Origin of the sequence: Brevundimonas sp. LF-1, assembly GCF_037055305.1 — a bacterium.
GTDB classification, from domain to species: domain Bacteria; phylum Pseudomonadota; class Alphaproteobacteria; order Caulobacterales; family Caulobacteraceae; genus Brevundimonas; species Brevundimonas sanguinis.
In genome coordinates this window covers 2,037,080-2,063,587 of sequence record NZ_CP146349.1, presented here as the reverse complement: position 1 = coordinate 2,063,587, position 26,508 = coordinate 2,037,080, and the positions used below count along the sequence as shown (strand labels likewise).

At 68.0% G+C, this 26,508-nt stretch carries 25 protein-coding genes and 5 pseudogenes; 21 read left to right on the top strand and 9 right to left on the bottom strand.

Annotated elements, in window-relative coordinates; all coding sequences use genetic code 11:
* Positions 1-9 precede the first annotated feature (9 nt).
* On the top strand, positions 10-1,437 hold the full coding sequence (locus V8F63_RS11455) for a Ppx/GppA phosphatase family protein (protein WP_392353261.1): 1,428 nt from the start codon (positions 10-12) through the stop codon (positions 1,435-1,437).
* A gap of 161 nt (positions 1,438-1,598) precedes the next feature.
* Here V8F63_RS11455 and rnd read toward each other — a convergent pair.
* A pseudogene (gene rnd, locus V8F63_RS11450) lies at positions 1,599-2,750 on the bottom strand (ribonuclease D).
* Between the two features lie 113 nt (positions 2,751-2,863).
* Between rnd and purM the strand changes: the two are divergent.
* On the top strand, positions 2,864-3,868 hold the full coding sequence (gene purM / locus V8F63_RS11445) for a phosphoribosylformylglycinamidine cyclo-ligase (RefSeq protein WP_392355083.1): 1,005 nt from the start codon (positions 2,864-2,866) through the stop codon (positions 3,866-3,868).
* A gap of 220 nt (positions 3,869-4,088) precedes the next feature.
* Here purM and V8F63_RS11440 read toward each other — a convergent pair whose 3' ends face one another.
* Positions 4,089-5,702, bottom strand: coding sequence for a peptidase S10 (locus tag V8F63_RS11440; RefSeq protein ID WP_392353259.1), 1,614 nt, complete (start codon positions 5,700-5,702; stop codon positions 4,089-4,091).
* Between the two features lie 203 nt (positions 5,703-5,905).
* Between V8F63_RS11440 and purN the strand changes: the two genes are divergently transcribed.
* Together purN and V8F63_RS11430 are read left to right on the top strand one after the other, a co-directional pair.
* The gene (gene purN, locus V8F63_RS11435) at positions 5,906-6,496 is read left to right on the top strand and encodes a phosphoribosylglycinamide formyltransferase (protein ID WP_392353257.1); all 591 of its coding nucleotides are present in this window, start codon (positions 5,906-5,908) and stop codon (positions 6,494-6,496) included.
* 109 nt (positions 6,497-6,605) lie between these two features.
* A complete protein-coding gene (locus V8F63_RS11430) occupies positions 6,606-8,663 on the top strand; it encodes a M13-type metalloendopeptidase (RefSeq protein ID WP_392353256.1) in 2,058 nt (685 codons plus the stop codon).
* A 208-nt stretch (positions 8,664-8,871) separates the two neighbouring features.
* Here the strand turns inward: V8F63_RS11430 and V8F63_RS11425 are convergent, their stop codons facing one another.
* Positions 8,872-9,084 carry a hypothetical protein gene (locus V8F63_RS11425; protein WP_392353254.1) on the bottom strand — a complete coding sequence of 71 codons (213 nt, stop codon included), beginning with the start codon at positions 9,082-9,084 and terminating at the stop codon, positions 8,872-8,874.
* 166 nt (positions 9,085-9,250) lie between these two features.
* The gene (gene ndk / locus V8F63_RS11420) at positions 9,251-9,670 is read right to left on the bottom strand and encodes a nucleoside-diphosphate kinase (protein ID WP_134580475.1); all 420 of its coding nucleotides are present in this window, start codon (positions 9,668-9,670) and stop codon (positions 9,251-9,253) included.
* 103 nt (positions 9,671-9,773) lie between these two features.
* Here ndk and V8F63_RS11415 point away from each other — a divergent pair, with 103 nt between their 5' ends.
* The 3 genes from V8F63_RS11415 to V8F63_RS11405 all read left to right on the top strand — a co-directional run bounded on the left by V8F63_RS11415 (position 9,774) and on the right by V8F63_RS11405 (position 12,491).
* Entirely contained in the window at positions 9,774-11,660 is a 1,887-nt protein-coding gene (locus V8F63_RS11415) for an ABC-F family ATP-binding cassette domain-containing protein (RefSeq protein WP_392353252.1), read from the top strand.
* The gene (locus V8F63_RS11410; protein WP_392353251.1) at positions 11,660-11,902 is read left to right on the top strand and encodes a DUF2164 family protein; all 243 of its coding nucleotides are present in this window, start codon (positions 11,660-11,662) and stop codon (positions 11,900-11,902) included. The genes V8F63_RS11415 and V8F63_RS11410 overlap by 1 nt, the downstream gene beginning before the upstream one ends.
* A gap of 196 nt (positions 11,903-12,098) precedes the next feature.
* Entirely contained in the window at positions 12,099-12,491 is a 393-nt protein-coding gene (locus tag V8F63_RS11405) for a hypothetical protein (protein ID WP_025976724.1), read from the top strand.
* A 6-nt stretch (positions 12,492-12,497) separates the two neighbouring features.
* On the opposite strand, the gene V8F63_RS11400 is transcribed toward V8F63_RS11405, so the two are convergent.
* The 4 genes and pseudogenes from V8F63_RS11400 to V8F63_RS11385 form a co-directional block, all read right to left on the bottom strand.
* A complete protein-coding gene (locus V8F63_RS11400) occupies positions 12,498-12,689 on the bottom strand; it encodes a hypothetical protein (RefSeq protein ID WP_392353249.1) in 192 nt (63 codons plus the stop codon).
* 127 nt (positions 12,690-12,816) lie between these two features.
* Positions 12,817-13,119: a hypothetical protein gene (locus V8F63_RS11395; RefSeq protein ID WP_392353248.1), complete on the bottom strand. Its 303-nt coding sequence runs from the start codon at positions 13,117-13,119 to the stop codon at positions 12,817-12,819.
* A gap of 65 nt (positions 13,120-13,184) precedes the next feature.
* A pseudogene (locus V8F63_RS11390) lies at positions 13,185-13,645 on the bottom strand (DNA polymerase III subunit chi).
* Between the two features lie 25 nt (positions 13,646-13,670).
* A pseudogene (locus V8F63_RS11385) lies at positions 13,671-15,145 on the bottom strand (leucyl aminopeptidase).
* 158 nt (positions 15,146-15,303) lie between these two features.
* Here V8F63_RS11385 and V8F63_RS11380 point away from each other — a divergent pair.
* The 14 genes and pseudogenes from V8F63_RS11380 (at position 15,304) to V8F63_RS11315 (ending at position 26,058) form a co-directional block, all read left to right on the top strand.
* Positions 15,304-16,437 (top strand): LptF/LptG family permease, encoded by a 1,134-nt coding sequence (locus tag V8F63_RS11380; RefSeq protein WP_392353246.1) that lies wholly within the window; start codon positions 15,304-15,306, stop codon positions 16,435-16,437.
* Positions 16,434-17,078: an LptF/LptG family permease gene (locus V8F63_RS11375; protein WP_392353245.1), complete on the top strand. Its 645-nt coding sequence runs from the start codon at positions 16,434-16,436 to the stop codon at positions 17,076-17,078. Before V8F63_RS11380 ends, V8F63_RS11375 begins: the two co-directional genes overlap by 4 nt.
* The gene (locus V8F63_RS11370) at positions 17,069-17,536 is read left to right on the top strand and encodes an LptF/LptG family permease (protein WP_392355082.1); all 468 of its coding nucleotides are present in this window, start codon (positions 17,069-17,071) and stop codon (positions 17,534-17,536) included. Before V8F63_RS11375 ends, V8F63_RS11370 begins: the two co-directional genes overlap by 10 nt.
* 40 nt (positions 17,537-17,576) lie before the next feature.
* Positions 17,577-18,443, top strand: a complete 867-nt coding sequence (locus V8F63_RS11365) for a hypothetical protein (protein WP_392353244.1) — start codon at positions 17,577-17,579, stop codon at positions 18,441-18,443.
* Entirely contained in the window at positions 18,398-20,056 is a 1,659-nt protein-coding gene (gene lptD, locus V8F63_RS11360; protein ID WP_392353243.1) for an LPS assembly protein LptD, read from the top strand. The genes V8F63_RS11365 and lptD overlap by 46 nt, the downstream gene beginning before the upstream one ends.
* Positions 20,034-20,648 (top strand): annotated as a pseudogene (locus tag V8F63_RS11355) (SurA N-terminal domain-containing protein); the annotation flags it as partial. The gene lptD and the pseudogene V8F63_RS11355, both read left to right, overlap by 23 nt.
* A 263-nt stretch (positions 20,649-20,911) precedes the next feature.
* Positions 20,912-21,535 (top strand): peptidylprolyl isomerase, encoded by a 624-nt coding sequence (locus tag V8F63_RS11350; RefSeq protein WP_392353242.1) that lies wholly within the window; start codon positions 20,912-20,914, stop codon positions 21,533-21,535.
* The gene (pdxA, locus tag V8F63_RS11345; RefSeq protein ID WP_392353240.1) at positions 21,532-22,551 is read left to right on the top strand and encodes a 4-hydroxythreonine-4-phosphate dehydrogenase PdxA; all 1,020 of its coding nucleotides are present in this window, start codon (positions 21,532-21,534) and stop codon (positions 22,549-22,551) included. The genes V8F63_RS11350 and pdxA overlap by 4 nt, the downstream gene beginning before the upstream one ends.
* Positions 22,552-22,669: 118 nt before the next feature.
* Positions 22,670-23,041, top strand: a complete 372-nt coding sequence (locus V8F63_RS11340; RefSeq protein WP_392353238.1) for a DUF559 domain-containing protein — start codon at positions 22,670-22,672, stop codon at positions 23,039-23,041.
* The gene (gene rsmA, locus V8F63_RS11335; RefSeq protein WP_134580456.1) at positions 23,019-23,825 is read left to right on the top strand and encodes a 16S rRNA (adenine(1518)-N(6)/adenine(1519)-N(6))-dimethyltransferase RsmA; all 807 of its coding nucleotides are present in this window, start codon (positions 23,019-23,021) and stop codon (positions 23,823-23,825) included. The genes V8F63_RS11340 and rsmA overlap by 23 nt, the downstream gene beginning before the upstream one ends.
* Positions 23,822-24,977: pseudogene (locus V8F63_RS11330) on the top strand (aminotransferase class I/II-fold pyridoxal phosphate-dependent enzyme). Before rsmA ends, V8F63_RS11330 begins: the two are co-directional and overlap by 4 nt.
* A gap of 36 nt (positions 24,978-25,013) precedes the next feature.
* A complete protein-coding gene (locus tag V8F63_RS11325) occupies positions 25,014-25,148 on the top strand; it encodes a hypothetical protein (RefSeq protein WP_392353237.1) in 135 nt (44 codons plus the stop codon).
* A 128-nt stretch (positions 25,149-25,276) separates the two neighbouring features.
* A complete protein-coding gene (locus V8F63_RS11320; protein ID WP_392353235.1) occupies positions 25,277-25,498 on the top strand; it encodes a peptidoglycan-binding domain-containing protein in 222 nt (73 codons plus the stop codon).
* The gene (locus tag V8F63_RS11315) at positions 25,486-26,058 is read left to right on the top strand and encodes a L,D-transpeptidase (RefSeq protein ID WP_392353233.1); all 573 of its coding nucleotides are present in this window, start codon (positions 25,486-25,488) and stop codon (positions 26,056-26,058) included. Before V8F63_RS11320 ends, V8F63_RS11315 begins: the two co-directional genes overlap by 13 nt.
* Here the strand turns inward: V8F63_RS11315 and V8F63_RS11310 are convergent.
* On the bottom strand, positions 26,055-26,507 hold the full coding sequence (locus V8F63_RS11310) for a nucleoside deaminase (RefSeq protein WP_392353231.1): 453 nt from the start codon (positions 26,505-26,507) through the stop codon (positions 26,055-26,057). The two genes, V8F63_RS11315 and V8F63_RS11310, sit on opposite strands and share 4 nt — an antisense overlap.
* Position 26,508: the final 1 nt, after the last annotated feature.

The following is a 26,508-nucleotide window of genomic DNA, read 5'->3' as shown; positions in this document are numbered from 1 at the left end:
TCCAACTCGGTGCGTCTGGTGCTGTACCGGCTGGAAGGCCGGGCCGTCTGGACCATGTTCAACGAGAAGGTGCTGGCGGGTCTGGGCCGCGACCTGGCGGCCACCCGGCGCCTGTCTGAGCCGGGCGTAGTCATGGCCATGACGGCGCTGCGCCGCTTCGCCGCCGTGATCGAAGGGGTCCAGCCCGATCAGGTGCTGGTCGCCGCCACCGCCGCCGTGCGTCAGGCCGAGGACGGCCCCGAATTCTGCGAGCGCGTAGCCGCCGAGACGGGCTTGCGCATCCGCGTCCTCAGCGGCGAGGAAGAAGCGAAATATTCCGCGCTGGGCGTGTTGGCAGGCGACCCCGGCGCGCGCGGCGTGGCCGCCGACATGGGCGGCGCCAGTCTGGAGCTGACGCGGATCGGCGACGGTCCGCGCGGCAAGGGCGCGACCCTGCCGCTGGGGCCCTTCGCCCTGCTGGACGACAGGGGCTTCGACGCCGACCGCCTGCGCGGCCGCATCGCCAAGCGGCTGGAGCCGATCGAGGACCATTACGCCACGTCGACGCTCTACGCCGTCGGCGGCGCCTGGCGCAGCCTGGCCCAGATGCATATGGCGATGGTCGAGCATCCGATCCGCATCGTCCACCAATACGCCATGAGCGCAGCCGACGCCCGCGACATGGCCCGGCTGGTCGCGCGCCAGTCCCGCGCCTCGCTGGAGAAGCTGCCCGGCCTGTCCAAGCGCCGCGCCGAGACCCTGCCCTACGCCGCCCTGGTGCTGGAGGGGCTGATCGACCGCCTGGGGCTGACCTCGGTCAGCTTCTCGGCCTGGGGCGTTCGCGAGGGACTGCTGTATCACGGCATGGACCCCGCCATGCGCGTGGTCGATCCCCTGCTGGCAGGGTGTTCGGCCTGGGGCGGCCGTCAGGGCGTGGACCCGGCCCTGCCCCGCGCTCTGGACGGCTGGCTGCAGTCCGTGGTCTCCGCCCTGCCCGAAGTGTTCGGAGAGGAGCGCGACGCCCTGCTGACCTCCTCGGTGTGCCGTCTGGCGGACCTGGGCGCGCGCCTGCACCCCGACCACCGCGTCAGCCTGGTGTTCGATCAGGTTCTATGGTCGCCCATTCCCGGCCAGACCCACGCCGAACGCGCTTTCATGGCCGTGGCGATGAACGCCCGCTACGGCGGCGAGGCGCGCACGCCGGCGCCCGAAACGGTCGAGCGCCTGCTGTCGGAAAAGGGCCAGAAGCGCGCGCGAGCCCTGGGGCTGGCTATGCGGCTGGCCTGCGACCTGTCGGGCCGCTCGCCGCAGTTGCTGGCCAACGCCGCGGTCACGGTCGAGAAAGGCGCCCTGCGCGTCACCGCCGCCAATGGCTACGCCGACATGCTGCTGGGCGAACAGACGAAACGGCGCGCCAAGGCGCTGGCGGAAGCGATGGATCTGACGCTGAAGATCTAGCGCAACGCATCTCCCTCCCCTTCATGGGGAGGGTGGCTGAGCCTGAAAGGCGAAGCCGGGTGGGGGCGGCAAGGCTATTCAAGCGCTGAGGGCCGATCACCCAGCCCTCCCCACCCGGTCGCTTCGCGACCACCCTCCCCTTGAAGGGGAGGGAGAAAGGGCTACCCCTCGATCTCGACCACTTCGACGCGGGCGCCGTTCAGCACCAGGGCGATCTCGCCCTTTTTCAGCTTCAGCGCGTCTTCGCCGAACAGTTCGCGGCGCCAGCCCTTCATGGCCTCGATGTCCGCATTGTCGTTCAGAGCGATCTTTTCCAGGTCCGAAACCGTGGCGATCAGCTTGGCGGCCACGCCGGCGTTGTCGCTCTTGGCCTTCAGCAGCACCTTCAGCAGCTCCACCACCGAGGGCGGCGCGGGCTGGCTGTTGGCCGGGCGCTCCAGCTTGGGGGCATGAGCTTCCGGGTCGGCCAGGACGCGCTTCAGTTCCGCCGCCAGCTCCAGCCCCAGACGCGAGCCGCCGAAGCCCTTGGGCACCGAACGCAGACGATTGAAGGCGTCCGGGTCGGTCGGCCTGGACGGCGATCTCGTCGATGGCCTCGTCCTTCAGGATGCGGCCGCGCGGCTGGTCGCGCTCCTGCGCCGCGCGCTCGCGCCACACGGCGGTGGCGACGAAACCGGCCAGATATTTGGCGTTGAACTTCTTCGGCTTCAGACGCTTCCAGGCGTTCTCGGGGAGGTGTCGTAGAGCGCCGGATCGGTGACCGCGCCCATTTCCGACATGACCCAGTCCAGACGGCCTTCCTTCTGCAACCGGTCGCGCAGTTTGGGATACAGCGCCGACAGGTGCGTCACGTCGCCCAGCGCATAGGTCAGTTGCGCCTCCGACAGCGGACGGCGAGCCCAGTCGGTGAAGCGGCTGCCCTTGTCCAGCTCCTGACGCAGCATCTGGCGGACCAGCTGTTCATAGCTGACCTGATCGCCAAACCCGGCGGCCATGGCGGCGACCTGGGTGTCGAACAGCGGGCGCGGCATGGCGCCCAGCTTGTTGAAGATCTCCACGTCCTGCCGGGCCGCGTGGAAGACCTTCAGAATCGATTCGTCGCGCAGGATGTCGAGGAAGGGCTCAAGATCCAGCCCCTCGGCCATCGGGTCGATGATGGCGGCGTCGGACGGCGAGACCGCCGCCTGAATCAGGCACAGCTTGGGCCAGTAGGTGGTTTCCCGCATGAATTCCGTATCGACGGTGATGTACGGGGCCTTGGCCAGACGATCGCAGAAGGCGATCAGCGCGTCATTGGTGGTGATTAGCGTCATTCCGATGCTATAGCCCCGCGCGACGCCGTCGTGGCAAGAGCGCCGCGACATATTTTCGCCCCCGATTTCGAGCCGTGACCGATGAGCGACACCCCTGAGGCCCAAAAAGCGGTCTGACCTACGCCGACGCAGGTGTGGACATCGACGCCGGCGAGCAGCTGGTCGACGCCATCAAGCCGCTGGCCAAGTCCACCCGTCGTCCCGGCGCGGAGGCCTCTCTGGGCGGTTTCGGCGCCTTGTTCGACCTGAAGGCCGCCGGTTTTGAAGACCCGCTGATCGTCACGACGACGGACGGCGTGGGCACCAAGCTGAAGATCGCCATCGAGACCGGCCGTCACGACGGCGTGGGCGTCGATCTGGTCGCCATGTGCGTCAACGACCTGCTGGCGCAGGGCGCCGAGCCGCTGATGTTCCTGGACTACTACGCCACGGGCAGGCTGGACGTGGACGCCGCGCGCCGCGTCGTGGCCGGCATCGCCGAGGGCTGCCGCCAGTCGGGCAGCGCCCTGGTCGGCGGCGAGACCGCCGAAATGCCGGGCATGTATTCGGGCGGCGACTATGATCTGGCCGGGTTCTCGGTCGGCGCGGTCGAGCGCGGCAAGGTCCTGCCCTATCTGGAGCAGCAGAAGGCCGGCGACGTCATCATCGGCCTGGCCTCCTCGGGGCCGCACTCGAACGGCTATTCCCTGATCCGCAAGGTGGTCGAGAAGTCCGGTATGGCCTGGGGCGACGACGCCCCCTTCGCCAAGGACCTGTCCCTGGCCCAGGCGCTGATGGAGCCGACCCGCATCTATGTGAAGCCGGTCCTGCCGCTGATGAAGGCCGACCTGATCAAGGGCGCGGCCCACATCACGGGCGGCGGCCTGATCGAGAATCCGCCGCGCTGCATCGCCGAGGGCCTTGAGGCCAGCTTCGACTGGGACGCCTGGCCCATGCCCGACGTCTTCCAATGGCTGGCCGAGACGGGCGGAATTTCGGACCACGAGATGCGCCGCACCTTCAACTGCGGCGTCGGCTTCATCCTGATCGTCGCGCCCGAGAACGTCGAGCCGGTGCTGGCCGCCCTGCTGAACGCGGGCGAGACGGCCTTCGTCTGCGGGCAGCTTCAGGCGGCGTAAAGCCACCCCATTCCGACAAGACAAAAGCCCCGGCCAACGCGGCCGGGGGCTTTTGCGACCTCGCCTCCAACCGCTCACCCCGGCGGACGCCGGGGCCCAGTGAGAACCGCAAGCGCCGCGCCCTTGGCCAAAGGACTGGATCCCGGCGTCCGCCGGGATGAGCGGACATGAAGGGTTTCAGCCAAGAAAAAGGCCCCGGTCGCGCTGACCGGGGCCTTCTTCATTTCAGACTGTCGCCGGGATCAGCGCAGACCGCCGTTGACCGTCTCGTCGTAGAATTGGCCATGTCGGTGTAGAGCTGCTCCAGCGCCGGGCGGGCCGTGTACATCATGTGGCCGCCTTCATAGTAGGTGAACTCCAGGTTCCGGCGCAGGTGCGGCTCCAGCATCATCTGGGCCAGGTCGTACTCCGTGCTGAAGAAGGGCGTGGCGGCGTCGTAATAGCCGTTCAGCGCCAGCACCTTCATGTGCGGATTGCGGCGGATGGCGGTGGCCAGGTCGACGGCCGTGTTCGGCGTGGTCTGCGGACCGCCGACCGGCGGGCGGTGGCTCCAGTCCCAGTTGAAGCCCGGCAGGCCACGCGCCGACTGGCGGTAATCCACATCGGTGCGATAGTTCAGCGTCGTGGCGATGTAGTCGCGGAAGATGCTGAAATAGGCCCCGGTGATGGCGCTGCTGGACGGGTCTTCCTCGGGCGAGCCGCCCACAGCACTGGCGTCCATGCCCAGGTAACGCGTGTCCAGACGGCCGATCGTCTGGCGACGGTCGCGCAGCAGTTCCTTGCGGAAGGGGCTGAGCTCAAGGCGCAGGTTGGCCTGATCCAGCACCGTCGGCGAAATGCCGATCAGCGCGCTCATCTGCTGGGCGATCTGAGCGCGCTCGGCGTCCGAGATCAGGTGTCCCTTCGACAGGGCCGCCGCATAGGGGCCGATGGCGAATTCGCGGGCGCGCTGGACGTGTTCTTCCAGGCTGGGCTTGTTCGGGATCTTGTTGTGATACCAGGCCGTGGCCGCATAGGTCGGCAGCAGGGTGACGAAGTTCTGCGGATAGCCCGGCTGGCGCACGCCGTAGTTCATGATCGACGACAGCAGCACCACGCCGTTCAGCGACATGCCGCGATCTTCCAACTGGTGCACCAGGGCGCCGGCGCGCAGGGTGCCGTAGCTTTCGCCCAGAACATATTTCGGGCTGGACCAGCGGTCGAACTTGGTCGTGTAGCGCATGATGGCGCGGGCGAAGGTGTCCGCATCCTGATCCACGCCCCAGAAGGCCGAACCCGGCGTCTCGCCCAGCGGACGCGAATAACCGGCGCCGACCATGTCGATGAAGACCAGGTCGGTCTTGTCCAGCAGGGTCATGTCGTTGGGCGCCAGGTTGAACGGCGCCGGGCGCTCGACCACCGGCTCATCGGTCTGGACCCGCATCGGGCCGAAGGCGCCCATGTGCAGCCACACCGTCGGCGAACCCGGCCCGCCGTTGAACATATAGGTGATCGGACGACGACCGACCGGCTGTCCGTCCAGCGTATAGGCCACATAGAAGAGGCTGGCCGTCGGCATGCCCGCATCATTGCGGACCGTCAGCGTCCCCGCCGTCGCCTTGTAGCGCAGGGTGCGGCCGTGGGCGTTGATCGAGTGGCTGGTGGTCACTTCCGATTCATCGGCCGTGGCGCGCGCCCAGTTCTTTTCGATCTGTTCGGCGGTGACGTTGCGCAGGCGATCAGAGGCCGAGCGGACCGGCCCCGAGCCGCCGCTGGACGCGGCTTCCTGAGCCATGGAAACGGCCGGCGCGGCCAACAGGGCCGCTGCGCAGGCGGCGGTCAACAGACGACGCATATAGGATACTCCCCCTTGGATGCCGGACTCCCCGGCGCATGGACGCTAACGCCGCTGTTTCCGAAGAAGCAACGGAGTTTACGTCAGTTCAGCAACAATGGTTCGGCGGCGACCCGCCCTTCCCCTCGACCCTGCCGCCCCTCTTGCTAAGTCGCCTTCGGGGCCGCATGGCAGTCACGCCATATTCCACGCGTGAGCCGCCCATGTCCGTCGCCAAAGCCCGTGTCGCCGTCCTGATCTCCGGGACCGGCTCCAACATGGTCAGCCTGATCGAGGCAGGACAGGCGCCGGATGCGCCGTATGAAGTCGTGCTGGTGGTCTCCAACATCGCGAGCGCCGCCGGCCTCGACAAGGCGCGGGCGCTGGGCGTTCAGGCCGTCGCCGTCGAACACGCCCCCTTCGGCAAGGATAGAGAGGCGCACGAACGCGCCGTGGACGCCCTGCTGCGCGAACATGGCGTTCAGGTCGTGGCCCTGGCCGGTTATATGCGCCTGCTGACGCCGTGGCTGGTGCGCGGGTGGGCGGGCCGGATGCTCAACATCCACCCGTCGCTGCTGCCGCTCTATCCCGGCCTGAACACCCACGCCCGCGCCATAGAAGCGGGCGACCAGGAGGCGGGCTGCACCGTTCACATCGTCACCGAGGGCGTGGACGAAGGCCCTGCTCTGGGCCAGGCGCGCGTGCCCATCCTGCCCGGCGATACGGCTCAAATTCTGTCTGAGCGGGTCAAGGCGGCGGAACATCAGCTTTACCCCCGAATTCTGATGAATTTTCTGGACGCTCCGAAACCTTAACGATTTTTAATGCGACAGCCGGTCGCACGCAGGCGCAGGTTGCCCGCAAGCACGAACGCGCCTTCCTGACGGCGCTATCGCGCACGTCTGCACCACTGGGAAAGACCCGATGATGAAAACCCGCCTGATGGGCGCCGCCGCCATGGCGCTCGCCCTCGCCTTCACGGCTCAACCGACCCTCGCTCAACACGCCCACGCCTCGACGGCGGCCTCCACCGCGCCCGAGATCAAGCCCTGGGGCTTCGACCTGGACGGCCGCGACCTGACGGTGAAGCCGGGCGACGACTTCAACGCCTACGCCAACGGCGTCTATCTGAAGAACACCGAGATTCCGTCCGACAAGGCCCGCTTCGGTCCGTTCGACGTCCTGTATGAGAATTCACAGGCCCAGCTGCGCGCCATCATCGAGGCCAGCGCCGCCAATCCGACCAACGCCAACGCCCAGAAAGTCGGCGCCCTGTACGCCAGCTTCATGGACGAGGCCCGCGTCAACCAACTGGGCGCCCAGCCCCTGGCCGCCGACCTGGCCGCCATCCGCGCCGTGACGAACCATAGCGACATGGCCCGCCTGATGGGCGCCAGCCACGAAGGCTTCGGCGGCTCACTGTTCGGCCTGGCGGTGTTCGAGGACCTGCAGGACCCGAACATCAACTCGGCCTATCTGGGTCAGGGCGGCCTGGGCCTGCCGGACCGGGACTACTACCTGAAGCCGGACTTCGCCCCCCAGCGTGAAGCCTACGTCGCCTATGTCACGCGCGCTTTGACCGCCGCAGGCTGGGACAACCCGGCGCAGGCCGCCGCCGACATCCTGGCCTTCGAGACCAAGGTGGCCGAGAAGCACTGGACCACGGTCGAGCGTCGCCAGATCGACAAGATCTACAACCCGACCCCGGCCGCGCAACTGGCGACCTTCGCGCCGGGCTTCGACTGGGCCGCCTTCCTGCAGGCGTCCAAGGTCGAGAGCGTGCCGACCCTGGTGCTGATGGAGAACACCGCCATCCCAGGCATCGCCCAGGTGTTCGCCGATGCGCCGATCGAGACGCTGAAGGCCTGGCAGGCCTTCCAGACCGTCGATCAGGCCAGCCCCTATCTGTCCGACGCCTTCGTCGACTCGCGCTTCGAATTCCGCGGCAAGACCCTGCGCGGCCAGCCTGAAAACCGTCCGCGCTGGAATCGCGGCGTGGTTCTGGTCGACGGCCAGCTGGGCGAGGTTCTGGGCCAGGAATACGTGCGCCTGCACTTCCCCGCCTCGTCCAAGACGCAGATGGAGACGCTGGTCGCCAACCTCAGGGACGCCATGACCGAGCGCCTGAAGGCGCTCGACTGGATGAGCGAGGCCACGCGCGAGCAGGCCCTGCTGAAGATGTCCAAGTTCGGCGTGAAGATCGGCTATCCCGAGAAGTGGCGCGACTATGACGGGCTGGAGCTGAAGGCCGACGACCTCTACGGCAACGTCGAGCGCGCGGCCGCCTTCGACTGGGCCTGGAACCGCGGCAAGATCGGCCAGCCGGTCGATCCGCTGGAGTGGGGCATGACGCCCCAGACGGTGAACGCCTATTACAACCCGCCGCGCAACGAGATCGTCTTCCCGGCCGCCATCCTGCAGGCGCCCTTCTTCGACCCGAACGCCGATCCGGCGGTCAACTACGGCGGCATCGGCGCCGTGATCGGCCACGAGATCACCCACGGCTTCGACGATCAGGGCCGCAAGACCGACGCCAACGGCGTGCTGCGCGACTGGTGGACGCCCGAGGACGCCGCCCGCTTCGAGGAGCGCGCCAAGACCCTGGGCGCCATCTACGCCGCCCAGGAGCCGGTACCGGGCACGCCCATCAACGGCGACCTGACCATGGGCGAGAACATCGCCGACCTCGGCGGTCTGCTGATGGCGCTGGACGCCTATAAGCGCAGCCTGAACGGTCAACCGGCGCCGGTGATCGACGGACTGACGGGCGAACAGCGCGTCTTCCTGGGCTGGGCCCAGGTGTGGCGCGAGAAGTCGCGTGAAGAGGCTCTGAAAGAGCAGCTGACCACCGACCCGCACTCGCCCGGCATGGCGCGGGCCGCCACTCCTCCGCGCAACATCGACGCCTGGTACGCCGCCTTCGGCGTCACCCCGGATCAGGCGCAATACATCGCCCCCGAAAAGCGCGCCCGGATCTGGTAGGCGGCGCGTCCGGCGACGGACAAAGGAAAGGGCGTCGGCCGCAAAGCCGACGCCCTTTTTCTCCTCCCCATTCCATGGGGAGGTGGATCGGCGCCGAAGGCGGACGGAGGGGCCGCTTGTTTCCGCTGAGCTGGGATTAATCGCCCGCCCCAGCTCGCCCCTCCACCACTTCGCGGTCCCCCTCCCCACTTTGTGGGGAGGAAAGCGGTTACTCGTTCGGCTTCTTCGGCGTGGTGGCCGCGCCGGCGACGGCGCCGATGACGCCCCCGGCGACCGTCGCGCCGGTGTTGCCGCCGATCGCCTGACCAGCGACCGCGCCGCCCAGGGCGCCCGTGGCGGCGCGTTGTTCCGTGGTGGTGCCGCAGCCGGCCAGCAGAGCCGTCAGGCCCAGCACAGGGGCAAGCTTCAGCATCGTCTTCATGGCGGTCATCCTTGTTGTTGCGAGCGAGCGTAACGAGACCGTGAAAACGAAACGGCCCGCCCCCGGTTCCGGGAGCGGGCCGAATTGTCACACAGCTTGACCGCAAACGATCAGGCCGCGTCGGGTCGGGAGGTCCCGAAGGGCCGACGAGCGCGGCCCTTCAGCATCAGCCGACGATGTCGGCGTCCGTGAAGAACTGCTCGATCTCGATCTTGGCGTTTTCCAGCGAGTCCGAACCGTGGACCGAGTTCTCGCCGATCGACAGGGCGAACAGCTTGCGGATGGTGCCTTCAGCGGCGTCGTTCGGGTTGGTGGCGCCCATGACTTCGCGGTATTTGGCGACGGCGTTGTCGCCTTCCAGCACCTGCACGACCACCGGCTCGGCGATCATCTGCGACACCAGCTCGCCGTAGAACGGACGCTCGGCGTGCACTTCGTAGAACTTCTTGGCTTGCTCTTCGGTCAGCTTGATGCGGCGCTGGCCGACGATGCGCAGGCCGGCGCCTTCGATGACGGCGTTGATGGCGCCCGTCAGGTTGCGGCGCGTGGCGTCGGGCTTGATGATCGAGAACGTGCGTTCGGTCATGGGAGTGACTTCTTGTTTGGGTGTTTGAGGGTCGGCGGCTTATAGCGAGCGCCGCACATCTTTCCAATATCCCCGCTTGTAAGCCTTTTTCGGTCCGGATCCCATGCTGCAGATCAAAAACCTGACCTACAACGCTTGGGGCCGCGAGTTCCTGGACGACGCCTCCGTCAGCCTGCCGCCGGGGTCCAAGGTCGGCCTGGTCGGCCGCAACGGCATCGGCAAGTCCACCCTGTTCAAGCTGATCCTGGGCGAGCTGGCCGCCAACGGCGACGAAATCTCCCTGCCCAAGACCGCCCGCATCGGCTCGGTCGATCAGGAACACCCCGCCACGCCCGTCAGCGTTCTGGACACCATCCTGGAAGCCGACGTCGAGCGCCACGACCTGCTGACCCGGCTGGAGACCGCCGAACCCGAGGAAATGGGCGAGATCTGGGGCCGCCTGATCGAGATCGACGCCGACAGCGCCCCCTCGCGCGCCTCGGAAATCCTGGTCGGCCTGGGCTTCAGCCAGGACGACATGCAGCGCCCGATGGCCGAGTTCTCGGGCGGTTGGCGGATGCGCGTGGCGCTGGCCGCCGCCCTGTTCGCCGAGCCGGACATGCTGCTGCTGGACGAACCGACCAACTACCTCGACCTGGAAGGCGCCCTTTGGCTGGAGCAGCGGCTGAAGCGCTATCCGCACACGGCCCTGATCATCAGCCACGACCGCGAGCTGCTGAACGGCGTCTGCACCCATATCCTGCAGCTGTCGAACCGCAAGCTGGACCTCTACACCGGCAACTACGACACCTTCGAAAAGACGCGGGCCGAGAAACTGCGCCTGATGGAGGCCAACAAGTCCAAGCAGGACGCCGAGCGCGCCCACCTGCAGAAGTTCATCGACCGCTTCAAGGCGAAGGCCTCCAAGGCCACCCAGGCCCAGTCGCGCGTCAAGCGGCTGGAGAAGATGCAGCGCATCGAACTGCCGCCCGAAGAGCGCGTCGCCCCCTTCACCCTGCCCTCGCCCGAACGCCCCCTGCCCCCGCCGCTGATCCGGCTGGAAAAGGCCAATGTCGGCTATGAGCCGGGCAAGCCGATCCTGAAGAACCTGAACCTGCGGATGGACCTGGACGACCGCATCGGTCTGCTGGGCGTCAACGGCGCGGGCAAGTCGACCTTCGCCAAGCTGATCGCCAAGGCGCTGACCATCGAGACGGGCGAGTTCCACCGCGACGGCAAGATGCGCGTGGGCTGGTTCCACCAGCACCAGATCGAGGCGATGGACCCGACCGACACGCCGCTGGAGATCATCCGCCGCGCCATGCCGGACGCCTCGGAAAGCAGCCGCCGCAGCCGTCTGGCCCAGTTCGGCCTGCCCTTCGAGAAGCAGGAGACCACCGTCGGCTCCCTGTCGGGCGGCGAGCGTGCGCGCCTGCTGCTGAACCTGGTGGCGATGGATGCGCCGCACATCCTGATCCTGGACGAACCGACCAACCACCTGGACATCGACAGCCGCCGGGCCCTGCTGGACGCGCTGAACGAATATACCGGCGCGGTCATCCTGATCACCCACGACCGCTCGCTGATGGAACTGGTCGCGGACCGCCTGTGGCTGGCCGCCGACGGCACGGTGAAGCCGTTCGACGGCGACATGGACGACTATCAGAAGTTCGTCCTGGACCGCGCCAAGCAGGCCGGCATGAAGCCGAGCCAGGTCAAGCACGAGGAAGCCGTGGCCGAGGCCCCCGCGCCCTCCGCCGCGCCCAAGGCCGAGAAGAAGAAGGGACCGTCCCCGTCCACCCTTCGCCATGCGGTGAAGAAGGCCGAGGACCGAATGGCCCAGCTGACCGCCGATCTGGCGCGTCTGGACGACGATTTGGCCAACGCCGCCGTCAGTGACCCGAAGAAGCTGGAAGGCCTGACTCGCGCCCGCGCCAAGGCCCAGGCCGACCTGGATCAGGCCGAGGCCGACTGGATCGCCGCCGAGGAAGCTCTAGCCGAGGTGTCGTAATGAGCAAGGCGCCGCCCCTGTTGACCAAGGACGAGATGCAGGAGGCGGTCGCCCGCCTGCAGACCTATCTGCGCGACGAAATGGAGGTCGAGGTCGGCCGCCTGCCCGCCGAAATGCTGGTCGAGTTCATCGGCCGGGACATCGGCCGCTTGATCTACAACCGCGGCCTGCGCGACGCCGAAACCGTGGTGCGCAAGAAGGTCGAGGACGTCGCCGACGCCCTCTACGGCCTGGAACGATAAGTCCCCCTCCGTCATCCCGGCCGTAGCGCAGCGCAGAGCCGGCACCGCCCAAGTCTCGACGGACGGCGTATTTTGCGGTCACTGATAGCGGTTGCGCCGCTTCCGGGGTGCCGATGAGAATTGCCCCCACCATAACATATCGAAGTTATGTCAGCGTCATGCTACCCGTAGCCTCGCCACTTGAAAGGACGCCGACATGCACCGCCTGTTCGCAGCGATCACGCTCGCATCCGCCCTGATCGCCCTTCCCTCTCTGGCTCAGGACGCGACGCCTCAGCGTTACGCGGTCGAACTCCAGTTCATTGAGGCAGGCAAGGACGTGGTTCAGGCCACGACCTTTGTCGCGGTCGGCGGCTCGGCGAAAGTGACGCTGATCGGCGACCAGGATCAGTTCGAGTTCAACGCCAGCCTCGACGCCCAGCAAGGCGACGGCGCAGACGACCTATTGATCAGCGAGATCAATCTGGTCCGCAACGGCGAAGAGATCGCCTCCCCTCGCCTGATGATGCGGCGCACCGGCACGGCCCGCTATGAAGTGGGGGCCGAAGGGGCGGAGGTGGTCCGGGTCACGATCAAGCCCGCCCCCTGATCCCGATCAGCCGCAGCTGACGCGCGTCACGATGTCCGTCTTGTCGTCGTAGGTGAAGGTCACGCGGTTGTCGCGATAGTCCATCGTCGCCGCGCAACTGCTGCACAGGACGCGGAAGATGCGGCCTTGTGGTGCGGCCGGAATGGTCGAGCGATTGCGGCCGACATACTCCTGATAGTCGCTGGCCTTGCAGGCCACCGGCGTCGCCTCGCCGCCCGGCGCGGTCGTCGTCCCGCCCCTTGCGTCGGCGCACAGGCCGCCAGGACCAGGAAGCCTGCGGCGGCGCTCAGCGTCAGAAATGACTTCATAACGTCGTCCCTCATGATCATCCGCAGCGGACCTGTTCGATCAGGCCTGTGCGCTGGTTGTAGAAGATGTTGAGCCGATAGGGCGAATAGTCCTCGGTGATCGGGCAAGTCGTGCAGGCGACCCGACGGTTCACCACATCCACCGGAACGGGGATTTCAGTGCGAGGTTTCCCGATCAGCCACTGAAACTCATCCGCCTTGCACATGGCGACGCCCGAAGCGTTGCGGATGCCCGGCTCGGATAGATAGGGGCGCTCGGTCGGCGATGCGGGCGCGGCCGGCGTGACCGGCGGATAGTTCGGATGGGCGGCCGTCCGCATCGTAGTCGTGGCGTTCGGGGGCGGCGCAGCGCAGGCCGCGACAGCCAGCGCGCCAAGCGTCAGGATCAGGCCGCCTTTTCCCAGCGCCCTTCGTCCGACTGTTTCCAATAGGCCAGGTCGGCGCCGTCCGCCTTCAGCGTCCGCCAGCGCCCGCGCGCATGGTTCAGCGCCTGCTCGTCCCGACCGTCGAAGATGATGAAGCAACGTGCGAACTCCTGCGTGGCCCCAAGCTCTGAATCATCGACGATGAACAGCGCCTGAGCGCCATTCAGATTTTCGCCCGATTCGGACAGAAGCACAGGCTGGCGCGCGGCGTGGTCGCCGTCGGCCCGTCCGTGAGGCAGGAAGCTGTCGTCGCGGTAGGTCCACAACAGCTCGTCGATATCGTCGAGCCGATGCGAGGTCGCCCCCGGATCAGGGCGCGCCAGCCCCGCTGAAGCGTGCGCTCCAGCAGGGTCGGCAGCACCTGTTCCAGCGTCGACCGCTCCAGGTGGTAGAACCAGATTTCCGGCTTGGCGTCAGACACCCGGCCCTACCCTCCTGAACAGAACTTAGCCTTCGTAGTGGTCGGCGACCATGCGGTCGAGCAGACGCACGCCATAGCCGACGGCGCCGTCCGGCACGGTCGGGTTCTGGAGTCCTTCACCCAGGCGGTCGAGGCGATGTCGAGGTGCGCCCACGGCACGCCGTTGGTGAAGCGTTGCAGGAACAGGGCCGCGGTGATCGAGCCGCCGGCGCGGCCGTTGCCCATGTTCTTCATATCGGCGATCGGGCTGTCGATGTGGCGGTCGTATTCGGCCGGGATCGGCATGCGCCACGACTTCTCGCCCACCTTCGGACCAGCGTCGGCGATGTTGGCCGCCAGTTCGTCGCTGTTGGTGAAGACGCCCGCATATTCCAGGCCCAAGGAGATGATGATGGCGCCCGTCAGGGTGGCCAGGTCGATCATGAACTTCGGCTTGAAGCGGTCCTGCGTGTACCAGAGGGCGTCGGCCAGAACGAGGCGGCCCTCGGCGTCGGTGTTCAGCACTTCGATGGTCTGGCCCGACATGGAGGTGACGACGTCGCCCGGACGCTGGGCGTTTCCGTCCGGCATGTTCTCGACCAGGCCCAGGACGCCGACGGCGTTCACCTTGGCCTTGCGGCCGGCCAGGGCGTGCATCAAGCCGGCCACGGCGGCGGCGCCGCCCATGTCCCACTTCATCTCTTCCATGCCCTCGGCGGGCTTCAGGCTGATGCCGCCGGTGTCGAAGCAGACGCCCTTGCCGACGAAGGCGATGGGGGCCTCGCCCTCCTTGCCGCCGTTCCACTGGATGACGGCCAGCTGGCTTTCACGCACCGAGCCCATGCCGACGCCGAGCAGCGAGCCCATGCCCAGCTTCTCCATCTCGGCCTCGCCCAGGATCTCGACCTTGGCGCCCAGGGCCTCCAGCTCCTTCACGCGGCGCGCGAACTCGGCCGGGTGCAGGATGTTGGCGGGCTCCGACACCAGATCGCGCGAGAACAGCACGGCGTCGGCCACGGCCGACAGCGGGCCGAAGGCGGCCTCGGCGGCCTTCACGTCCGAGGTCACGACGCGCACCGTCGTCACCGACGGAATCTTGTCGGCCTTCTGCTTGGTCAGATATTTGGCGAAGCGATAGGCGGCCAGGCGAACGGCGAAACCGGCGCGGGCGGCCAGCTCCGGCGACAGGTGGGACGCCTCGATGGTCAGGACTTCGGCGCCCGACATCTTGGTCGCCTGATAGGCGGCGGCGGCGGCGGTTTCGACCGCCAGATCGTCCTGCTTGTCCGCCGCGCCCGCGCCGACCAGCAGCACGGCGTTCGCGTCGATCCCGGCCGGGGCCGCCACGTTCAGGCTGCTGTTGGCCGCGCCGTTGAAGCGGCTGTTCTTCATCGCCTTGGTCAGGGCGCCCGAGGCCGCCTGATCCAGCGCCGAACCGGCGCCGGCGAGGGCTCGTCCTTCATGCACCAGCACGGCGAGAATTTCTGCGGCGCCGGGCGAAGCGACGAATTCGATTTTCATGAAACTGACTCCAGACCGGAAGAACCTGTCCCGATCACGCTTGAATTTGCCATGGTCGCGGCGACGGTTTCGTCGGGGCGGCCGGATGTGTATTACATGGCTCGCATCGCCCCGGGCTGCAACACGTTCGCAGCCGATTATACGACCTTTCCGGCCTTATGACCCTGATCCAGAGGTATCTTTTCCGCCAGATCGGCCTGCCCGTCGTGGCGGCGGTCGCGGCGCTGGCCGGCATCGGCCTGCTGAGCCAAAGCCTGGATCAGCTGGAAGTCATCGTCGAGCGCGGACAGAGCGTCTGGGTGATGGTCAAGCTGACCCTGCTGGCCCTGCCGCAACTGATCGCCGTCATCCTGCCCATCGGCCTGTTCGTCGGCGCCCTGATCGCCCTGACGCGGCTGCAGCGCGAGCAGGAGCTGACCGCCGCCTACGCCGCCGGGGTCAGCCGCTGGGCCCTGATCCGGCCCGCCCTGCAGATCGCCTTGATCGTCACCGTCATCGCCCTTTTGGTGAACGTCTTCGTCCAGCCGTGGGCCCAGCGCGAAGGCCGTCGTCAGGCCTTCGCCATCCGCACCGACCTGGCCGCCCTGCTGGTCGAAGAAGGCCAGTTCGTCCAGGGGCCCGACGGCCTGACCGTCTACGTCCAGCAGATCGAGCAGAACGGGCTGATGAAGAACCTCTTCGTCTATCTGGACAACGGCAAGACGGTCACCACCTGGGACGCCGAAACCGCCCGATTCGGCCGCGTCGACGGCCTGCCTGTGCTGACCATGCAGAACGGGTCGATGCAGCGCTATTCCTCGCGCGAGGTGTTGAACCAGCTGTCGTTCGACCAGCAGGTGTTCGACCTGTCGCCCTACGCCAAGACCACCGAGCGCATCCGCTTCAAGCCCTCGGACCTGTGGCTGACCGACCTGTTCGACCCGACGCCCGCCCTGCTTGAGACCGCCGGAACGCGGGGCGAGCTGGCGGCCGAGGGCCATTCGCGCCTCGCTTCGCCCTTCTACGCCCTGGCGGCGATGGCCTTTGCCCTGGCGGCCATTCTGGGCGGCGCCTTCAGCCGGACAGGCTACACCGGCCGCATCGCCAAGGCGGCGGGCGCCTTCCTGCTGCTGCGCGTCATCGGCTACGGCCTGGTCGCGGCCAGCGCCTGGAACGGCGCCCTGAACATCCTGCAATACGTCGTGCCGTTGGCCGCCACGGCCCTGGCCCTGCGCGTCCTGTTCCGCGCGCTCAAGCCGCGCCGTCGCCGCCCCGGATCGCCGCTGGCCCGCGTGAAGGCGAGGCTCGCATGAAATTCCGTCTCGGCCGCATCGAACGGTATGTCCTGATCCAGCAGATGAAGTCGCTGGGCGTAGCCTTCGCCGTCATCGCCGCCCTGGTCATGCTGATCGACTTCGTCGAGGTCTCGCGCGGGCTGAACTCCTCGGGCGAGCTGTCCAGCGCGAGGATTTTCGGCCTGGTGCTGGTCAAGTCGCCCTCGGTCATCCTCCAGCTCCTGCCCTTCGTCTTCCTGTTTGGGACCCTGGGTGCCTTTGTCAGCCTGAACCGGCGCAGCGAACTGATCGCCATGCGGGCGGCGGGCGTGTCGGCCTGGCGCTTCGTCCTGCCCGCGGCGGGCGCCGCCGTGCTGCTGGGCGCCCTGACCGTCACCGTTCTGGGCCCAATGGCCGCCGCAGGCGACGGGGTCTGGCAGCGCGAGCGCGGCCGCATCTCCGGCTCGACGCCCGGCGGCGACTCGCGCGAATCCGTCTGGCTGCGCGAAGGCGACGAGAACCGCCAGATGATCATTCGCGGCGGGCGGCAGGACCCGGCCACCGGCCGCCTGCTGGACGCGACCTTCTTCATCTACACCACCACTTCGGGCGGCCATCGCGTCTTCACCGAGCGGGTCGATGCGGCCACGGCCACCCTGAACGCCGGGCGCTGGCGCTGACCGACGCCTCGGGCGCGCAGACGGGCCAGCGGGCGGTCCGCTACGCCACCCTGGATCTGCCGTCCAACCTGGCCGACAAGGAAGCCTTCCAGCGCTTCGCCCGGCCCCAGTCGACGCCCTTCTGGTCTCTGCCCAATCAGATTCGCCGCATCGAGGACGCCGGCTTCGCCTCCACCGCCTATCGCCTGCGGTTGCAGCAGTTGCTGGCCACGCCGCTGGTCTTCGGCGCCATGTCGATCCTGGCGGCGGCCTTCTCGCTGCGGCTGATGCGTCTGGGCGATCTGGCGCGGATGACGGTGGCGGCCGTGGTGCTGGGCTTCGCCTTCTTCTTCCTGAATCAGTTCTCCTCGGCCATGGGCTCGGCTGAGGTCGTGCCGCCGGTCATCGCCGCCTGGCTGCCGCCCATATTGACGGCTCTCGCCGCCTTTACCTTGCTGTTCTATACCGAAGACGGCTAATCGGGCGGTTTCCGCCCGGCCGGTAATGAGTGGACTCCGCATGACCCATCGCCGCCTCCCCCGTATGGGAGCCCTGCGCCTTCGGCTGTTGACCGGCGCGGCGTTGGTCATAGGCGCGCCCCTCTCATCGCTGGCGTTCGCCTCGGCCGCACAGGCCCAGACGGCGCCCGTCCCCGTTCAGGCCCCTGCGCAGACCACGACCGAGGCCGCCCCCGGCGCCGACGGCCTGACGCCCGACGCCGTCTTCGTGGACGCCGATTCCGCTCAGCGTCAGGGCGACGTCATCTCGGCCCAGGGCTCGGCCGAGGATCGGGTCATGGCCCGCTTTCAGGACCACAGCCTGCGCGCTCAGGACCTCACCTATGACCTCCAGAACCGCGTGGCCACGGCCTCGGGCGACGCCGAACTGACGGCGCCGGACGGTTCGGTCGTCCACGCCCAACGGATCGAACTGGATTCCGACCTCAAGGCGGGCGTCGCCGTCGACCTGGCCACGCGCCTATCCAACGGCTCCAGCCTGATGGCCGCCACCGCCGTGCGCCGCTCCGAGACGGTTAGCGAGCTGAACAACGTCATCTTCACCCCCTGCCCGATCTGCACCGTGGACGGCGCGGCCAAGACGCCCAGCGTCTCCATCCAGGCGTCCAAGGCGGTGCAGAACGAAGAGCTGCGCGCAATCCTGTATCGCGACGTGGTGTTCCGGCTGGGCGGGGTGCCCATCTTCTATCTGCCGGTCTTCTCGCATCCTGATCCGACCGTGGATCGCGCGTCGGGTTTCCTGGTGCCGTGGGGCGACTATCAGGCGGGACGCGGGGTCTCGCTGGAGATTCCTATCTGCACGTCATCTCGCCCTCTGAAGACGTGCTGGTCAGCCCCCAGTTCAACACCAAGGTCGCCCCGCTGCTGAACCTGCAGTGGCGCAAGCGATTCACCGACGGGATGATCGTCGCGCGCGGCGGCGCCACCTACGGCCGCAGCTTCGGCGACTTCGACCTGGACGGCGACGGCCAGGCGGAAAGCAACGTCCGTTTCGGCGACACGACGACGCGCAGCTATCTGCTGGCTCACGGCAAATTCGATCCCGACGGCCCGTGGCGCTGGGGCTTCACCGCCGAGCGGGTTTCGGACAAGACCCTGTTCGACCGCTACGACATCCGCGACGCCTATCAGGACAACGGCCTCTACTACGGCGACAGCCGCCGCCTGATCAGCCAGATCTACGCCGAGCGCCAGACCGAGCGGTCCTATCTGTCGGTCGCGGCCTTCACCTTGCAGAGCCTGCGGGTGGCCGAGTTCAACCCGATCACCCCGGCCCTGAACGTCTTTGAAGACGACAACACCCTGCCGCTGGTCGCGCCGCTGATCGAGGCGCGCTGGGAGCCTGAAGGCCCCGTGCTGGGCGGTCGCCTGCGCCTGCGCGGCTCGGCCGTGGCGCTTACGCGCGACGCCTATGTCGGCTTCCCGACCCTGGCGCCCGAACTGATTCCCGCCGGGCCGACCGACGGCCTGCCCGGCGTCGACAGCCGCCGCATCACCGGCCAGGCCGAGTGGCGCCGGGTGCTGACCTCGCCCATCGGCGTGCGGTGGGAGCCTTTCGTGGACCTGCGCGCCGACGTCTATTCGGTCGATGATCTGCCGCCCGCCCTCGGCGTCGAGGACGAGACCCATTTCCGCGCGCGGACCAGCGCCGGGGTCGATGTCAGCTATCCGCTGTATCGCGGCCTCAGCGCCTCGTCCGACCTGATCCTTGAGCCGATGGCCCAGCTGTCGATTTCCAACAAGGCGGACCTGGACCCGCGCATCCCGAACGAAGACAGCCAGATCACCGAGCTGGACCACCTGTCCCTGTTCCGCATGGACCGTTTCCCCGGCTACGACCTGCTGGAGGGCGGCCTGCGCTTCACGGCGGGTGCCCGCGCCACCTTGCGCTGGGACGAGGTGCGCTCGGCCAGCCTGTTCATCGGCCGCAGCATGCGCGCCGACGACCAGGACGAATATCTGACGCCGATCCCGGACGATCCGGCCCGCCTCTATGACCCGTCGGGTCTAGCCAGCCGGACCTCGGACTGGGTGGTTCAGGGGACGTTCAATCCGTCGGACCGGATGCGCGGCTGGTTCCACGCCACCGTCGACGGCAATGGCGAGATTCGCCGCGCCGAAGCGACGGTCGACGGCCGCTGGGGTCGCCGCAACCTGGCCAGCGTCAGCTACATCGTCGACCGCTCCAATCCGCTGGACGGACCCGAGAACCGCAACTACGAATTCGTCCAGCTGTCGGCCAACCAGTTCGTCTATGGCAACTGGGGCGTGGCGGTGACCGGCATCGCCGATCTGGAACGCGACATCATCACCCGCTCGGAGGTCGGCCTGTTGTTTGACGACGACTGTTTCCGCATCGAGCTGGGCTGGCGTCGCGACAACACCCGCGTGCGCCCCACCGGCCCGGCCGAAGGCGTCTACATCCGTCTTAACCTCGCCACTTTTGGAGGTTCAGGCTATGATCGCGGCAATATGCGGTAGGCATGGCGTGGATTGCGGCTTACGGGGACGTGCGCCCTGGCGCGGCGGCGCGGACAGCGTCGCTTACCGGATTGGGCCGGATTGGGACCGCTTTAGGGAATCAGGACTGACGATGCGTTTGAAGCGTTACTCTACGGGAGCCGCCCTGGCCGCCCTCATGGTCGTGACGGCCGTGGAGCCTTCATGGGCCCAGACGGCGCCGGCGGCTCAGGCTCAGCCCGCCGCCCCGCCCGCAGCCGGCGCCCTGAATCCGGCGGCGGAAGAAGCGCCTCAGCGCGCGACGCCGGCGCCTCAGTTCCGCATGGCCGACGGCATCATCGCTACGGTCAACGACCGCATCATCACGGGCTTCGACCTGCGCCAGAGGATGCTGGTCGTCATGGCCATGTCCCAGTTGCAGCCGACCGAAGAGAACATCGCCGCCATCCAGCAACAGGCGCTCAACGACCTGATCGAACAGCATCTCCAGGCGCAGGAAATCGCCAAGTTCGACCAGTTGAAGATCACCGACGACGAGGTTGATCGCGAAATCGCCGACATGGCCCGCCAGGCCGGCGCCAGCCCCGAATCCTTCCTCGCCTTCCTGCAACAGGGCGGCATCGCCCTTCCCGCCTTCCGCGAACAGATCCGCACCGAGGTGGGCTGGCGCGAACTGGTTGGCGGCCGCTTCCGCGACCGCGCCCGCGTCAGCAAGAGCCAGGTCGACCAGGCCGTGCGCCAGCTGACGGAATCAGCCACCAAGCCCCAGTATCTGGTCGGGGAGATCTACCTCGAAGCGGCCCGCGTCGGCGGGATGCAGGAAGCCATGAACGGCGCGCGCCAGTTGGTGCAGCAGATGATCCAGGGCGCCCCTTCATGGCCGTGGCGCGCCAGTTCTCGGCCGCTCCTTCAGCCGCGCGCGGCGGCGACGCCGGGTGGATCGTCAAGGGCGCCGCCCAGCCCGCCCTGGAAACGGTCATGGAGACCCTGGAAGTCGGTCAGCTGTCCAACCCGATCCCCGTCGATGGCGGCGTCTACATCCTGTACATGCGCGACAAGCGCTCGGGCGCCTCGACCAGCATGGTCAAGATGAAGCAGGTCATGATCGAACTGCCCGAGACCGCCGACGAGGCTCAGGTCGCCGCCGCGACCCAGCGTCTCGAGGCCCTGCGCGGCCAACTGACGTGCGACAACATCCTGACCCGCGCTCGCTCTGAGACGGGCCTGCTCGGCGCCGACCTGGGCGAAAGCGACGTCGACGATCTGGCGCCGCAGTTCCAGCAGGTCGCCCGCTCGGCCGAGATCGGCTCGGTCAGCACGGCGGTGCGTACGCCTCTGGGCGTCCACCTGCTGGCTGTCTGCGACCGCCGCCTGGGCGGCCCGGAAGCCCCCTCGCCGCAACAGGTCGAAGCGCGTCTGCAGAATCAGAACTACGCCATGCTGGGCCGCCGCTATCTGCGCGACCTGCGTGAAGACGCCCTGATCGAAATCAAGCAATGACGATGCTCCGGCCGCTCATCGTCACGATGGGCGACCCCGCCGGGGTCGGGCCGGAGATCATCGCCCGCGCCTGGTCGGCGCTGTCGTCGCCGCCCGGCCCTGTGGCCCCGATCACGCCCTTCGTCGTGGTCGGCGACGTGCAGGTGCTGAAGGCCCAGGGCCAGCCGGTCGAGGCGGTGCTCAGCCCGTCGGACGCCGCCTCCGTCTTCGACCGCGCCATCCCTGTCCTGCACCATCCGGCGCCCGCCCCCGTGACGCCCGGCCAGCCCGAACCCGCCAACGCCGTCGCCGTGGCGGACTGGATCGAGCGCGGCGTCGATCTGGTGCTGTCGGGCGAAGGCTCCGGCCTGGTGACGGCGCCCATCGCCAAGGCGCCCATGTACGCCTCCGGCTTCCGCTTTCCGGGCCACACCGAGTTCATCGCCGAACTGACCGCCGACGTCCCGTTCAGCGGCACGCGCGGCCCGGTGATGATGCTGACGGCGAAAGACCTGCGCGCCTGCCTCGTCACCATCCATGTGCCGATCGACCAACTGCCCGAGCTGGTGACCGGCGAGCGCGTCGCCCGGGTCGCCCGCGTCGTCCACGAATCGATGAAGCGCGATTTCGGCATCCACGCCCCGCGCCTGGCCATGGCCGCTCTGAACCCCCACGCGGGCGAAGGCGGCGCTATCGGCCTGCAGGAGACGACGGTGCTGCGCCCCGCCGCCGAGGCTCTACGCGCCGAGGGATTGAACATCACCGACCCCCTGCCCGCCGACACCCTGTTCCACGAAGAGGCGCGGGCGCGCTACGACGCCGTGGTCTGCCTCTATCACGACCAGGCGCTGATCCCGGTGAAGACGCTCGACTTCTGGGGCGGAGTGAACGCCACCCTTGGCCTGCCGATCGTCCGCACCTCGCCCGACCACGGCACCGGCTTCGACATCGCCGGCAAGGGCGTGGCTCGCGCCGACAGCTTCATCGCCGCCGTCCGCCTGGCTTCGGAGATGGCGTCCGCCCGCGCCAGCCGATAGCCTTCTCCCCTCGGGGAGAAGGTGGGCGCCGAAGGCGCTCGGATGAGGGGGCGGTCAACCATGTGGCAAACGCCAGCCCGGACGAAGCGCGCCCGTCGGCAACGCCGAACCCTCACCCATGCCGAGGAAATTTTGGCGTCTTGTCCGCGACCGTCGCTTCGATAATCTCAAGTTTCGCCGCCAGACGCCCGTCGCCGGCGCGATCTGCGACTTCGCCTGCACGGAAATTCGACTCGTCGTAGAACTGGACGGCGGCGTCCATAAGCTTCATGAGGCGCAGGATGTGGAACGTGACGCCAGACTGGAGCAGGCGGGATTCATGGTGCTGAGATCGGGCAACGAGGCCTTCCTGTCCGACCCTAACGTCCTGTTGGGCGCGATCCGCCTTCGGGCCGACCAGATGCGGACCCAGCCCCTCATCCGTCTCGCTCCGCGAGCCACCTTCTCCCCCGAGGGGAGAAGGGCGAATGACCTTGCCCTCCCTGCGTGAAACGCTCGACGCCCACGGCCTGTCGGCCAAGAAGAGCTTCGGCCAGCACTTCCTGCTGGACCTCAACGTCACGCGCAAGATCGTCCGCTACGCCGGACCGTTTGACGGCCGCGCCGTCATCGAGGTCGGCCCCGGCCCCGGCGGCCTGACCCGCGCCCTGCTGGAAAGCGACGCGGGCAAGGTGGTCCTGGTCGAGAAGGATCCGCGCTTCATCCCCCTGCTGTCCGAACTGGACGACGGCTCGGGCCGCCTGACCATCGTCGAGGCCGACGCCCTGAAGGTGAAGGAAGCCGAACTCGTCGAGGGCCCCGCGCACCTCGTCTCCAACCTGCCCTACAACGTCGGCACGCCGCTGCTGATCAAATGGCTGACGGGGCCGTGGACGCCGTGCGCCCTGACCCTGATGTTCCAGAAGGAAGTCGCCGAGCGCGTGGTGGCCCAGCCCGGCGAGGACGCCTATGGCCGTCTGGCCGTCATCACCCAGGCCGTGGCCGAGGCGCGCATCGTCATGCACCTGCCCGCCGCCGCCTTCACCCCGCCGCCCAAGGTGGCCTCGGCCGTGGTGCATCTGATACCCTTGGCGGAGCGCCCCGCCCCCGACCGCCTGAAGCGGCTGGAACGGGTCACGGCGGCCGCCTTTGGCCAGCGTCGCAAGATGCTGCGCTCCAGCCTGAAACAGCTCGGCGGCGCCGCCCTGTGCGAAGCCGCTGGAATCGAACCCGACGCCCGCGCCGAGACCATCGACGTGGCGGGCTTCCTCAGATTGGCCGACGCTTTGACATGACAGTAGAAATCCAACCCTTCCGCGCCATCGCCATCAGCCGCATCGCCCATGAGATGAAGGCCCGAGGCCAATCGGTCATCCACATGGAGTTCGGCCAGCCCTCGACCGGCGCCCTGCGCCCGCCCTGGCTGAGGCGCACCGCGTGATCGACGCCGAAGCCGGCGGCTATTGGGAAAGCCCCTGCTGCGCGCCCGCGTGGCCAAGCTGTACAAGGACCGCTACGGCGTCGAGATCGATCCCGAGCGCGTCATCATGACGGCCGGCGCCTCGCCCGCTCTGGTGGTGGCGTTGAACATGCGCTTCGCCCCCGGCGACCGCGTCGCCATCGCCCGCCCCGGCTATGTCGCCTATCGCAACACGATGAAGGCCCTGCACATCGTCCCGCAGGAGATCGACTGCGGCGCCGACGTGCGCTTCCAGCTGACGGCCAAGGCCCTGCGCGACCTGGACCCGGCGCCCCAGGGCGTCATCATCGCCAGCCCCGCCAACCCGACCGGCACGGTCATCGCCGAGGACGAGCTGAAGGCCATCGTCGAGGTCTGCCGCGAGCGCAACATCAGCATCATCTCGGACGAGATCTATCACGGCATCACCTACGGCCACGACACGCCCTGCATGCTGCAGTTCGACGACAAGGCCATGATCGTGAACAGCTTCTCCAAATACTGGAGCATGGCCGGCTGGCGCCTGGGCTGGCTGATACTGCCGGAAGAAGAGGTCCAGCAGGCCCGCGCGCGCATGGGCAACATGTTCCTGACGCCGCCGACGCTCAGCCAGTTCGCAGGGCTCGCCGCCATGGACTGCGAAGACGAGCTGGAAGCCAATATCGACGTCTATCGCGCCAACCGCGAGTTGATGCTGAACGCCCTGCCCGCCATGGGCCTGCGCTCGATCGCGCCGCCGGACGGCGCCTTCTACATCTATGCGGACATCGGCCACCTGACCAACGACAGCATGGCCTTCTGCGAGAAGCTGGTTCGCGAAACCGGCGTGGCCACGGCGCCGGGCGTCGACTTCGACCCGGTCAACGGCCACCGCTTCATCCGCTTCAGCTTCGCCGTCTCGACGCCCGAGATCGAAGACGCGCTCAGCCGGCTGAAGCCCTTCTTCGCCGCCCGCACCGAAGAGGCGCAGGAACAGCACACAGCGTAAGGACGTTCGACAAGCCCCGGACCCTTCGGAGCTTTCATGTCGAAATCGCGCCTCGCCGCCTCTGCCCTGCCCTTCATCGCGGCCGCCCTGGCGGCCTGCGGCTCTCCGGCTGAAACGCCCAAGCCGCAGCAGCCGCCGGCGTCGGCCCAACCCCGGCGCCCGCCGCCCTGACCCGCGACGCCGTCGAAAGCGCCGTCTTCGAGGCCGCCCCCGCTCCCGTAGAGGGCCAGCCCGCCCGTCCCGACGCGGCGACGGCGCGCGCGCAGATCCTGCTGGACCGCGCCAACTTCTCGCCGGGCGTGATCGACGGTCTGGGCGGCGACAACACCCGCCAGGCCATCGCCGCCTTCGAGAAAGCCGCCGGCCTGCCGCAGGACGGGGTGCTGGACGCCGAGGTCTTTCGCCGCCTGACGGCAAGCGACGACGGCCGCGTCCTGACCGACTACACCATCACCGCCGCTGATCTCAGCGGTTCCTTCATCGGACAGGTTCCGGCGATCTGGCCGACATGGCTAAGCTGAAGACCGTCGGCTACGCGACGCCGCTGGAGATGCTGGCCGAGAAGTTCCACATGACCGAGGGCCTGCTGCAGGCGCTCAACCCCGGCGTCGACTTCGCCAAAGCGGGTCAGACCATCGTCGTGGCCGCTGTCGCCCAGACCGATCTGGCGGCCGAGGTGGCCCATATCGTCGTGGACAAGGCCGAGCGCTCGGTGCGGGTCTATGACGCGGCGGACAAGCTGCTGGCCTTCTATCCCGCCACCATCGGCAGTTCGGCGCGCCCGGCGCCCTCGGGCGAAGTGACGGTCGTCGGCGTCGCGCCCGAGCCGAACTACACCTACGACCCCGACCGGGTCAGCTATGACCGGGGCGACCGCAAGGTCATCGTGCCGCCGGGGCCGAACAATCCGGTGGGATCGGTGTGGATCGACCTGTCGCGCGACACCTATGGCATCCACGGCACGCCAGACCCGTCCAAGGTCGGCAAGACCTTCTCCAGCGGCTGCGTGCGCCTGACCAACTGGGACGCCGAGCAACTGGCCTCAAAGGTCAAGCCGGGCGTGCGCGTGACCTTCCGCTAGGCGCCGTAAAGCTCCGCCGCCGTCCGCCCCGGCACGTTCAGTTGCGTCAGCGGCAGCGGCGGCGGGTCCAGCCTCACCCCCAGCGTCTGATAGGTCGCCGCGCTGGAGAAGCCGTAGGGCTCGGCGTCCGCATTGCTGAAGGCGTAGTAGACGGCGCTGACCCGCGTCATCACTGCCGCCGCCAGGCACATCGGGCAAGGGTGGCCGCTGGCGTAGAGGACCGCGCCCGACAGGTCCACGCCGCCCAGCGCCGGTCCCGCCTGACGCAGGGCCTCCATTTCGGCGTGTGAGCTGGGATCGTTCGTCGCCAGCATCCGGTTGACGCCGCTGGCGACCAGCGCCCCGTCCTTGACCAGCACCGCGCCGAACGGCCGCCCGCCCGCCCGGACGTTCTCCAGCGCCAGATCGACGGCCTGGGCCAGCCAGCGGCGGTGTTCGGCCTCGTTCATG